The sequence below is a fragment of the Nocardia sp. NBC_00511 genome (assembly GCF_045161165.1).
Taxonomy (GTDB): domain Bacteria; phylum Actinomycetota; class Actinomycetes; order Mycobacteriales; family Mycobacteriaceae; genus Nocardia.
The window spans coordinates 7,913,829-7,924,601 of the sequence record NZ_CP107849.1 but is presented as its reverse complement, the minus strand read 5'-3'; the positions used below and the strand labels follow the sequence as shown (position 1 = coordinate 7,924,601).

General features: G+C 66.7%; 11 protein-coding genes. 2 read left to right on the top strand and 9 right to left on the bottom strand.

Annotated elements, in window-relative coordinates; all coding sequences use genetic code 11:
• Window positions 1–4 precede the first annotated feature (4 nt).
• The 4 genes from OG300_RS36790 to OG300_RS36775 form a co-directional block, all read right to left on the bottom strand.
• A complete protein-coding gene (locus tag OG300_RS36790; RefSeq protein WP_405489120.1) occupies window positions 5–496 on the bottom strand; it encodes a YbaB/EbfC family nucleoid-associated protein in 492 nt (163 codons plus the stop codon).
• A gap of 9 nt (window positions 497–505) precedes the next feature.
• Window positions 506–820, bottom strand: coding sequence for a hypothetical protein (locus OG300_RS36785; protein WP_405489118.1), 315 nt, complete (start codon window positions 818–820; stop codon window positions 506–508).
• Between the two features lie 126 nt (window positions 821–946).
• Window positions 947–1,738, bottom strand: coding sequence for an ESX secretion-associated protein EspG (locus OG300_RS36780; protein ID WP_405489116.1), 792 nt, complete (start codon window positions 1,736–1,738; stop codon window positions 947–949).
• Window positions 1,735–3,960, bottom strand: coding sequence for a hypothetical protein (locus OG300_RS36775; protein WP_405489114.1), 2,226 nt, complete (start codon window positions 3,958–3,960; stop codon window positions 1,735–1,737). The genes OG300_RS36780 and OG300_RS36775 overlap by 4 nt, the downstream gene beginning before the upstream one ends.
• 168 nt (window positions 3,961–4,128) lie before the next feature.
• On the opposite strand from OG300_RS36775, the gene dtd reads away from it, so the two are divergent.
• Window positions 4,129–4,572, top strand: a complete 444-nt coding sequence (dtd, locus tag OG300_RS36770; RefSeq protein ID WP_405489112.1) for a D-aminoacyl-tRNA deacylase — start codon at window positions 4,129–4,131, stop codon at window positions 4,570–4,572.
• An 8-nt stretch (window positions 4,573–4,580) separates the two neighbouring features.
• On the opposite strand, the gene OG300_RS36765 is transcribed toward dtd, so the two are convergent.
• Window positions 4,581–4,997: a nuclear transport factor 2 family protein gene (locus OG300_RS36765; protein ID WP_405489109.1), complete on the bottom strand. Its 417-nt coding sequence runs from the start codon at window positions 4,995–4,997 to the stop codon at window positions 4,581–4,583.
• A gap of 71 nt (window positions 4,998–5,068) precedes the next feature.
• On the opposite strand from OG300_RS36765, the gene OG300_RS36760 reads away from it, so the two are divergent.
• Window positions 5,069–5,977: a LysR family transcriptional regulator gene (locus OG300_RS36760; protein ID WP_405489107.1), complete on the top strand. Its 909-nt coding sequence runs from the start codon at window positions 5,069–5,071 to the stop codon at window positions 5,975–5,977.
• A gap of 2 nt (window positions 5,978–5,979) precedes the next feature.
• Here OG300_RS36760 and OG300_RS36755 read toward each other — a convergent pair whose 3' ends face one another.
• The 4 genes from OG300_RS36755 to OG300_RS36740 form a co-directional block, all read right to left on the bottom strand.
• Window positions 5,980–7,800, bottom strand: a complete 1,821-nt coding sequence (locus tag OG300_RS36755; protein ID WP_405489105.1) for a hypothetical protein — start codon at window positions 7,798–7,800, stop codon at window positions 5,980–5,982.
• A gap of 64 nt (window positions 7,801–7,864) precedes the next feature.
• The gene (locus tag OG300_RS36750) at window positions 7,865–8,035 is read right to left on the bottom strand and encodes a hypothetical protein (RefSeq protein WP_405489103.1); all 171 of its coding nucleotides are present in this window, start codon (window positions 8,033–8,035) and stop codon (window positions 7,865–7,867) included.
• A gap of 4 nt (window positions 8,036–8,039) precedes the next feature.
• A complete protein-coding gene (locus OG300_RS36745) occupies window positions 8,040–9,026 on the bottom strand; it encodes a DUF6585 family protein (RefSeq protein WP_405489101.1) in 987 nt (328 codons plus the stop codon).
• A 112-nt stretch (window positions 9,027–9,138) separates the two neighbouring features.
• Window positions 9,139–10,662 carry a YncE family protein gene (locus OG300_RS36740; protein ID WP_405489099.1) on the bottom strand — a complete coding sequence of 508 codons (1,524 nt, stop codon included), beginning with the start codon at window positions 10,660–10,662 and terminating at the stop codon, window positions 9,139–9,141.
• Between the last annotated feature and the right edge of the window lie 111 nt (window positions 10,663–10,773).

The window sequence follows — 10,773 nt, the reverse complement described above, 5'->3', positions numbered from 1 at the left end:
CTGGTCACCATCCGGAATCGAGGGCGCCGCCGCGCGGGCTCACCTCTGAACTGCCCGAATCCTTGCGCACCTCACCGCGTTCGGCCGCACCCGGCGGCGCCAGGGAGACCACCGGGGGCGGCGGCGCGACCAACTCCTTGCTCAGATCCGGCATGCCCGGAATCAGATCGTTCAGCTTGGGCAGCCGCTTGCGGTTCTGCGACACCGGCGCCATCAGTTCCGAACTCAGCCGCGCCACCTCGGCGGCGGCCTGCTGCGCGGCCTCGGTGACGGCCTTCGCGATCTCCGGATAGTCGAGATCCTCGATGCCGGAACGGAAACGGGTCTCGATCACCGTGCCGTCGGCATTCACCGTCACCGTGACCCGCTTGCCCCGCACCGTCGCGGACGCGGTCAACGCGGCCCGCTCGTGCTGCAGACGGGAAATGGTCTGCATCTGATCCGCGAAACCCTCGAGGATCGAGTTCAGATCGGCCTGGGCGAATTCATTCGTCACGCGGCGAACTCACTCGAAACCGGTGGCGTTGGTGTGGTCCATGGCGGCCAGCTGATTGGCCGAATCCGTCTGACCCTGAGAGAAATTGGCGAAGGTGCCGGCCATGTTGTTCGCACCGTCGAGAATGTTCGTCTTGCTCGCGAGGTAACCGTTCTTGCCGTTGGCGAACTGGTTACCCATCGAATCGTCACCCCAGCAGTCGCCACGCGCCTCGGCGGAACTCACCAGCGTGTTCACCACCTGCTGGACGCCTTCCCGCACCGCATCCGTCTTGCCTGCCGCCGTACGCAACAGATCCGTGTAGGTCGTCAGCCGATCGGCCATGAGAGAACCACCTCCAGAACTCGGACGCGCAGCGCGGGCACGCCGACCTTTCCAGGCCCGTGCAACCTGACAGTTGCCGGAATATGAACGCAGAGTGCCGATTCGAACCGGACAAGACCGGCACGGTCATTCGTCGTACTCGCCGCGCCATTCCATCTGCTCGATGATCTGCGCGATCGAGCGGGTGAACCGGTCGGTGAACTGCCGGGCGTCCACCGCGACAGCCAGCGGCTCCGGCTGCCCCAAATCGATCAGATAGCGGCCGTCGTCGGCCACGTCCCGCCAGTGCAACACCACCTCGGCGACCCCGCGCGGACCGTACTTGGACCGCCCCTGCGCCAGCCGCAGCATCCCGGCCAGCGTGACCGGCTCGGAAAAGAAAGCGGCCGTGGCCGATCTGTCCGATTCCTCGAAACTGTCGAACGCGCCCGACCCCGACGTCTCCTCCGGATCCGGCGCGGCCGTGTCCACCACGATCGGAATCGAGGTCCGCCGACCGGCCTTCGTGGGCGGCAGCTGCGCCACCAGCAGACCCGGCAGTTCCTCCGGATCACATTCCAGCAGTGTGACATTCCCGCCGTGATCGAACGTCTCGCCCGCCGCCTGCGACACCAGCAGCGCCCGGCGACCCAGCCGCGCACCGTGTATCCGCACCGAGGCGGTCGGATCGTCCGACCGGCCATCGACACTGGCGTGCAACCAGAACCAGACCTCCGGACGCGCCAGCACCTCCATCACGGGCCGGATCTCCGGGCCCAGCTCGGCATCCAGCCGCGCTTGGATCTCGGCGACCTCACGCTCGTAATCGGCCAGCAGCGGAGTACGGCTGAGGTAGGTCAGGGGCGCGGGCAGCGCGCCCTCCAGGTACCGCGTGCACAGCACCTGGAACTCGTCGTCGGTGAACTCCCAGCGGGTCACGACTCGACCACCGGCACCGATGCCTCGAGGGTGTGCGCGAGCATGTCGGCGAAGTCCGGCTCCGGGTATTCGGCTCCGGCGGCGACTGTTTCGGTCGGCGCGCCCAGCACGGGCGAAGTCGCAATCGACGCCTGCCGCACCACGCCGTCGTGGTCCAGACCCGCCCGCACCACGCCACCGTGGTCGATATCGGCGCGCACCACGCCACCGTCGGACAGACCCGAACCGGGGACACCGGAGACCACATCGGGCAGGCCCGCACCGCCGAACAGGTTGGTGAAGGACGGCGGGCCGGTGACCTGGCCGGTGGCCGGGGTCGGCAGCGCAGCACCCGAAGGCGTGGTGGTCGTCGGCGTGGTGGTGGTCGTAGTCGGCGTGGTGTCGACCGGAGTGGTCGTGGTGGCCGGAGCGGCATCCGTGGGCAGGCCGAGCAGCTGCTTCAACTGATTCAGTTTGTCCGGGGACGCCTCGAGCGACGTGAGCGCGGCGGTCACCGTGTCCTGCGGGACCCCGAGCGCCGTCGCCAGCTTCGCGATATCGCCTGTGCTCATGGCGGATTGGACCTGCTGCAACGCCGTGCCCAGCGAGGACAGGCCCTGCACGCCGGTCGACGCCGCGCTGACCAGCGAGCTCAGCGTGCTCGCGAGCGTGGAGAGCGCGTCCGTGCCACCGGAACCCGACGAGCTGGTCTGCGGCACCGAGGCACCGGTGGAGGTGGCGGGCGGATTGGAGCCGGTGGGATTCGTCCCCGTGGGATTGGTGCCGGTCGGGTTCTGCCCGGTGGGATTCGTGCCGGTGGGGTTGGTACCCGGGGGCTTCGTACCGTTCGGGTTGGTGCCGTTCGGATTCGTCCCATTGGGGTTGGTGCCGTTGGGATTCGCACCCGTCGACTCGTCCTTGATCGGCGGGATCTTCGGGGCACCCGAAGCCTTGGCACCACCGGTGTTCGCACCTCCGGTGTTCGCACCACCGGTGTTCGCACCACCGGTGTTCGCACCACCGGTGTTCGCACCACCGGTGTTCGCACCACCGGTGTTCGCACCACCGGTGTTGGCTCCACCGGTGTTCGCACCTCCGGTGTTGGCTCCGCCGGTGTTCGCACCTCCGGTGTTGGCTCCGCCGGTGTTCGCACCACCGGTCTTGTCACCACTGGTGTCGACGGGCGGCTTCTGCACGGGCGCGAGCGGCGCCGGACCCGACACCACCGGGATCGTGCTCGCGGTGTCCTTCATCGGCGTGCAGTAGTAGTCATTGAAATGCCCCTGGTACCAGGGCAATTCGTAGGATGCGTCGCCACCGAGTCCCGTGCTCTCCGGATAGCCCCCGGGCCCGATGTAGTAGCTGCTGACATACGTCGTACTCGCGGACGACGTGTACGGCATGTTATTGCGGGTCTGCACCATCCAGCGCGACGTGTACTCCAACAGCGAACCCGTGGTGCGCATGGCGGCGAGCATCGGCGCGAGACCGGCACAGTAGCTGGTGACCGCGGCCTGCGCGGCCTCGGCGCCGCCCGCCACCGGGCTCTGCCACGAACCGGTCAGCGACTGCACATTGTTGGAGAAGGTGCCGATATTCGACTCGAGCTGATCGGCGAGCCACTTCCAGACGCCGCCCGCCGTAGCGTACGGATCCGGCTTCAGCGACTGGCCCAGGTTGTAGAGCTGCTCCCAGGTCATCGCCTTCGAGTTCTCGACATACACACTGACGCCCTGTTTGACCTGGGTCGCATCACCCTGGGCCTTCTTCAGATCATCCGGGAACTTCACGTCGACCTGGGTATCGGTGGGCGCCTTCTCCGGCGGGGGCAGTTGCAGCCCCACCGATGCCGGTGCGGCAGCGGGCATCTGCAACCCGAGACCGTCGAAACCGGCCGCCGACTTGTGGTCCGCCGCGAGATACGCCTTGCCCGCCGCCTCGAACGTGTCGCCCATATCGGTGAGGATGGCGACGTGGGTGTCGAAGATGTTCAGCAGCGCCGTACCGGACTTGCTGAACTCACTGGCCATGAGATTTCCCGAGGAGAGATCACCGATGGGATCCAGCTGGTCGAGTTTGGCGCCACCGGCCAGGTTCTTCAGATACAGCAGCTGACCGATCAGAGTCGCGCAGTACTGCGCACCCTTCTCGGCGGCACCCGGCTCATAGCTCAGCGCCCCCGTACCGGCCTGCTGCTTCAAACCGGACCAAGCCGAATTGTCTTTGTTCGTGTCAGGTGCCATCGGTAACTACTGCCACTCCGCCCAGTTTTCAGATGTCTGTGCCAGCACACCGTATTGTCGTTAACTCCCGGTGGCGCACAAGGAAATTCGGGGCATGCGCGCAGGTCGGGGGAAGCTCACGGCGGTGTCGCGGCCACGCCGGTGACCCATCTGGGAAGATCGAGCACCATGCGGGTACTGGTGCAGCGGGTGACATCGGCTCAGGTGACGGTCGAGGGCGAGGTGGTCGGGCGGATCGATCCGGCCGGACACGACACGGCCCACGGGCTCGTCGCGCTGGTCGGGGTCACCCACACCGACACCGAAGCCACCGCGAAGGCCCTCGCCGACAAGCTGTTCCGGCTGCGGATCCTCGACGGGGAACGCTCGGCCGCCGATCTCGGCGCACCGATCCTGGTGGTCAGCCAGTTCACGCTCTACGCCGACACCGCCAAGGGGCGGCGGCCGTCATGGAACAACGCCGCGCCCGGGGCGGTGGCCGAACCGCTCGTCGACTCCTTCGCGGCCACACTGCGTGAGCTCGGGGCGACCGTGGCCACGGGGCGGTTCGGGGCGCACATGCAGGTCGAGCTGACCAATGACGGGCCGGTCACCATTCTGCTGGAAGGCTGACGGCCGGATCAGGACTCGACCGGGACCACGCGGTCCAGGACGCGTTCGACCAGGGCGGTGTCGCAGTGCTCCACCACCTCGATGATCCGGGCATCCGCGAGTTGGAAGACGAGACAATAGGTTTGGTGGTACGCCTCGCCTCGGACAGTGGTGCCGTAGCCGCGAGCCTGCACCACCACGCGATCCTCATCGCCCAGGATCAGATCCGCGTACATGCGGTAGCCGCCCTCGAACTGGGTCAGCAGCGGGCGTAGCAGTCCGTGTAGGACAGCGGTTTTCGGTTCCCAGGTGGCAGCCCAGGACCACTCACCGGGGAAGGTCCAGCTGCACTCGTCCGCCAGCGCCTCGGTGAGCGCGGCACCGTTGCCCAGAGCCAGCTCGTCGAAGATCTTCCGGATCGATTCCTTGTTCTCCACAACGCTCATACCTGCGAAATTACGGCTCCGAGAGCCATGCGACCAGCGAAAGTCCCGCATAGCTGGTATCACGGATACGCATGGGAGAGTTCACGATCTCCGGACTGCGGGTGGTCCGGGAAGCGGCGCGCACCGAATCCTTCACGCGTGCGGCCGAGCGGCTCGGATATACGCAGTCGGCGATCTCACGGCAGATCACCCTGATGGAACAGGCGGCGGGGCAGGCACTGTTCGAACGCCGGGCACGCGGGGTGCGACTCACCGCGGCCGGACGCATCGTGGTGCGGCACGCGGACACCGTGCTGGATGTCCTCGACACCGCCCGTGAGGAACTGCGGACGCCCTTGCCGCCCAGCAGGATACGCATCGGCGCGTTCCCGACCGCCAACGCGGCACTGGTGCCACGCGCGATAGCCGCAGCGACACAACGCTATCCGGGCTCGGAAATCACCCTGCGCGAAGGCACCAGCCCCGGACTGCTCAGCGCACTGCGGCGCGGGCGGCTCGATCTCGCGGTGCTCTCGGGCCTCCTCGATCCGCTCGAGGGCGTGAACATTGTTCCGCTGCTGGAGGATTCCCTGTATCTCGCGGTGCCGCTGGGGCATCCGCTGGCCGGACGCGGCGCGGTCACGATTCCCGAACTGCGCGACGAACGCTGGATCACCGGCAGCGACGACTCCCGCACCACCCTGCTGGGTGCGTGGAACACCGCCGGGTGGCAGCCGATCATCGCCTACACGGCACGCGACTGGGCCGCGAAACTCGGCCTCGTCGCGGCCGGACTCGGCGTCACCATCGTGCCGGGGCTGGTCATCAACGCGCTGCCCGCAACGGTTTCCACCGTCCGCATAGACGACCCCGCCGCCATCCGGCCCACCGTGCTGGCCTTCCGGGACGGCGGACCCGACGGCAGCCACCCGTTCACCGAGGCGCTGCGCGACATCGCCGCCCAGCTCACCGCCGAGGCCCGGCAGCGACTGCGGGCATAACCCTATTTGTGCCAGTAGTTTTCGGGACCCGCCTTTTGCTCACCGGCCTGTGCGGCCGGGTCCAGCCATTCGCTGACGGTGGGGTCCCTGGACAGATTGATGTACAGCGAGGTGGTTTCGAACAGGTAGCGGTTGCGCTGGGCGCTGTAGCCGCTGCGTTTCGCCCGGGCCGGATCATTGCCGCAGACATCGGAACCCGCGCCCGTGTGCGGACACCAGGTCGACCAGTCCTGGGTCTGTCCCTTGATCGACTCGTACAGGCGGCTCGCGTCGGCGGCGGTGTTGAAGGCCATCACGTTCACCGACACCAGAATCTTGTTGGAATCGTCCACATACGAGCCCGCCACCTGCTGATCACAGTGGTAGCTCTGCAGCAGGGACCGCACGTTCTGCGACATGTCGGGGGTGATGCAGTCCATCACGCCGCTGGAACGCAGGGTGTAGTTGACGTTCTTGGCATCCCGGAACGATTGCGGCAGTAGGGCACTCGCGGTGAACGGGGTCTTGTCGGTGGCCGCCAGATCGAGTGAAGTCCGGTCGAAGGCCGGGGTAGTGGAAGTTGGCGGGTAGGTGGAGGGGCTGCTGTAGGAGTAGGAGGTGTAGGTCGAATTCGACGACGCGCTGTGGCTATCGGGGTCGGTCACCGACCGCACCCCGAGCACGACGCACACGACGGCGACGATCGCGGCGGCGAAGGCGGCCAGCAGCTTCAGGCTCGAGTTCTGCTGCGGCTCCGATGGTTCCGACCCTCGCGCTTCGGCGCTCACGCCGGTGAACGGCGGAATCGTCGCGCCCTCCCCCAGGGTCGGCGACCCCAGTGACTCGGGCTTCTCCCGAGCGCTCGCTGCCCCGAACAGCGGGAGCACCCCACCCTCCGCCAAGGTCGGAGATCTCGGCGTGTCGGATTCCGTGCTCGGTACCGTCGGCACCGGGCGCTCGTCGAGCAGGGCGAGTGCGTCGGCACGGAAATTGACACCGTCCGGGCTGCCGAAAGCGCCGTTCAGCGCGGCGCGCCACTCACCCGCGATCGGCCGATCCGCGGTGGCCGACGGATCATCGAAGGCCCGCTCGAACAGCGAACGCAGCCACGGGTCCAAACCGCTCGGCAGATCGGACGGCTTCTGCCAGCGTTCATCGACCAGCGCCGGTGCGGAACCGTCCCGAAACAGCGTGCGATACACCAGCATCGCGACACCGAGCCGGTCACTGAACGCGTCGTGACCGGGAACAAGCCCGAAGTGCACCCGCGGATCACGCCAGGCGTCCGCGATCGGACGACGGACCGGAACCGCGCGCGCCGAGCGCAGACCGTCACCGCCGAGCAGATACACGCCCGACCGCGACCAGAGCAGGTTCTGCGGCGCGATATCGCCGTGCACCAGCTCCCGCTGCCCCAGCGCCTCGAACAGCTCACACAGCCGGATCGCCACCGCGACACGGTATTCCGGGCCGATCGGCGGCTCCGCGGAATACAGCTGATCGAGAGTGAGCGGGGTGCCGTCCGGACCCAGGAACTCCGGCGGAATGACCGGCAGGACCACACCGGCCAGACCATCCGGCTGCCAGACGCGATCGATCGGCCAACTGATCGGCACCGTCACCGGGTTCGGCGACTGCTCGGCGGCCAGCACGATCGCGCGACCCGCCTCCGCCGCCTTGCCGACCCACTCCAGTTCCTCGGCATCGGTGAGCGGCAGCGTGTACTGCCGATACAGGCGCTCGCGGCCGTGCCGATCGCGGCAACTGTGCAACCATGAACGACCGTAGGCGGCACTGACGGCATCACCGGCGACGTCGTAGACGTCACCGGACGCACCGGTCACCGAGAAACGCTGCGGGACTTCGACTTCCGGAGCGGTATTCGAGGAGTTCACTGGATACGGGTGCTCACTGCCTGTTCGGATCACGGGCCGGGGTGATCAGCGCCGCCCCGAACCCGAGCACACCGAGTACCAGAATCACGATCGGCCACACCACGCTGGTGGTGAGGATCAGGGCGAGAATGCCCAGGATCAGCGTGAAAGCGCCGAAAGCCAGGCTGCGCGGGTCGCGGTTCATCGGATCACTTTCCACTCTGGAACGACTTCGCCTGGCAGACAGCGCGAATCGACGCGGTCGCGTCGTCCAGCTGCGATTCCTTCACCCAGTGGAAACCGGAACCGGTGTACGCGCCCAGCTTCTTGGCATCGTCACGGACACCCGACTGGTCGTCACCTCGATAGTTGCTCGCGGCGTCCCGCAGATCCTTCACCGGACTGGTGAGCTCCGAACCCGCCTTCTGCACCGCCGACAGCTTGTCGCACAGCTCCGACCGGTCCACCGGCCAGCTGTTCGCGCACGCGATCACGAAGGCGATCACCGCGATGATCGCGAACGCGATATTGAACCCGCGCACCGTCAACCGACGATCGAAGACCTTGCCCGCCGACTCCGGCAGATTCGGCAGCAGCTTGCGCAGAAGATACTGGAACAGCAGGAAATTGGGGAATTTGTCGATGCTCTTGGTGATGCGGATGTCGTCGCGGGCCTCGATGGTCACCTGACCGCCCTTCACCCGGAAACCGCGCAGCTCCGTGAGCGCGAAGGTGTGCTTGTCCGTCCCGGCCTGCGTCGCCGAGAGCCACCACGGGCCGAACTCCAGCCGCTGCCCCGCCCGCAACGTATCGATCGCGGCGCCCGCCTGATACGAAGCGATTGCCTCCACCAGCTGCGGACCCCACTGCTCCGGACAGCAGATGGCCTCCGTCAGCAGCACCTCCTCACCACGCACATCGGTCACCCGATAGTGGTGAGTCGTGCCGGTGTGCACACCATTTCGGGTATGCCGCGTCACCTTCTGCGTGATCTTCGCAATCTCATTGCGCACCACCCGAAGCTGCTGGCCACCCAGCACCACCACCGCGCCGCGCTCGTAGATATCCAGCCGCGCACCGATTTTCCGCCCCAGGTGATGCGTGCGATGCTCCCCCAGCTTGTACTCCGTCGCGGTATCCCCGATGCGCCGCATCAGATCCGGATCATTGCCCACGTCAATGCCGAGACCGGACACTCCCCCTCCTAGCTTCATCCGTTCGCGGCCCACGTTAACGGGAGCGCCGACACTGTGCCAACCGCAAATACGGCTGCCCGCGACCACGATCGAGCGCGGCGGCCGGTTCGAATCAGGACTTCGGCGGCGGAACGAACAGCACGGAGTCGTAGGCGAGCACGTAGACGGTGTGCGACTGCGGATCGACGCCGACGCCGTGCACCGACTCCTTTCCGCAGTCGATCGTGGCGGTGACCGACCCGGTGCGGGTGTCCAGGACCAGCAGCTTCGTCGAACTTTCGAAGACGGTCACATAGGCGGTGTGCGCCACCGGGTCCAACGCGATCGACGAGTAGCCCTTCGCATCGAACGCCCGCACAACGGATTTCGTGGCCGGGTCCACCACCATCACCCTGTCGCCTCCCGTCACGTACACGGTGTGGAACGTCGGATCGACCGCCAGATCGAAGGTGTTGTTCACGTCCTTGCCGACGCCGAAGGAATCGATCACCCGGTTGGTGTCCAACCCCACCGCGACCAAGGTGTCGATGGCGTTCGACGAATTGATGTGCTGTGCCGCGATATACGCGGTCCGGGTGCCGGGATCGATGGCGATGTTCATGGCGTTGGCCCCGATGTCGATCGATGCCACGATGCTCTGGGACTGCGGATCGATCACCGACAGGGTGCTCGCCCCATTGGGGTTCGTCCGGTGCACATCGGTCGACGTTTCGAACCCGTAGAGGTTCACCACGTACACCCGGTGCGAGGCGGAATCGACTGCGACACCCCAGGACTGACGTCCGGTGACCAGCGTTCGCACGATCTGGTTCGACCCGGTGTCGATGATGAACAACGAAGCCTTGTCGGCGCTCGGGCTCGAACCGTCACCACGCCCCACCACATAGAGCCGATGCAGGGTGGGATCGACGGCTACGCCCATCGGATGGTCCGGCAGCGGAATCGTCGCGACCGCTGTGCGATTCGCGGTGTCCACCACCGATACCGACCTGTCCTGCTGATTGCCGACATAGAGGCGACCGGCACCGGCATCGACGGCCGAGTAGTTGAAGTCTCCCGACTTGCCCACCGCAGCAGTCGGATAGCGCGGATGATCGTCACCGCCGCTGGTCACGAAGAAGCCGATCGCCCCGACGGTCACGACCAACGCCGTAACGGCCGCCGCGATGATCCACACCAACCGGGGAACGGCGGCAGAGCCAGTCGACGGCAGAGCAGCCAGTTGCGCCCGAGGAGACGGAACGGCGGGGCGCGGGAGTACCGAAACCGGCTGCGGTGTCACATATCTCAACTGCTGGTTCGCACAGAGCGGCTGAAATGCCTGTCGCACAGCAGGATCAGCGGCCACCTCTCCCGAGAGGTACAGACCGTGCAGGTCGCTCGGGGAGGAGATACCCGCGACCCGCAACACCTCGACCACCGCCGCCACGATGGCCGCGAGCCCCACTGCGGTCACGTCCGCCGCCGAAACCGGTGGGAGCGAACGCGAATCGATCGCGTGGAACACCCCGTCGGTCGTGGCGATCAGCAGCGACACCTCCATCGCCCCCGGACCGAACTCGATGAGCGCCGTCCGCGAACCGGCCGGAGCGATCGCCAGTCCGTCGAACCGCCCGGGCACACCGACTCCCGCCACCGCGATCCCCTCTCACCGGAACTCGCTCGATCGTAACGGGCCGAAACGACCGCACCCGCCCCGTTCGAAAACCGGGGCGGGTGCGGGATGTCTTGCGGGAGAACTACTCCG

Bases quoted from the DNA above. Each gene is read 5' to 3' on its own strand.
- OG300_RS36785 (WP_405489118.1), bottom strand. From the start codon at position 820: ATGGCCGATCGGCTGACGACCTACACGGATCTGTTGCGTACGGCGGCA.
- OG300_RS36775 (WP_405489114.1), bottom strand. From the start codon at position 3,960: ATGGCACCTGACACGAACAAAGACAATTCGGCTTGGTCCGGTTTGAAG.
- dtd (WP_405489112.1), top strand. From the start codon at position 4,129: ATGCGGGTACTGGTGCAGCGGGTGACATCGGCTCAGGTGACGGTCGAG.
- OG300_RS36765 (WP_405489109.1), bottom strand. From the start codon at position 4,997: ATGAGCGTTGTGGAGAACAAGGAATCGATCCGGAAGATCTTCGACGAG.
- OG300_RS36760 (WP_405489107.1), top strand. From the start codon at position 5,069: ATGGGAGAGTTCACGATCTCCGGACTGCGGGTGGTCCGGGAAGCGGCG.
- OG300_RS36750 (WP_405489103.1), bottom strand. From the start codon at position 8,035: ATGAACCGCGACCCGCGCAGCCTGGCTTTCGGCGCTTTCACGCTGATC.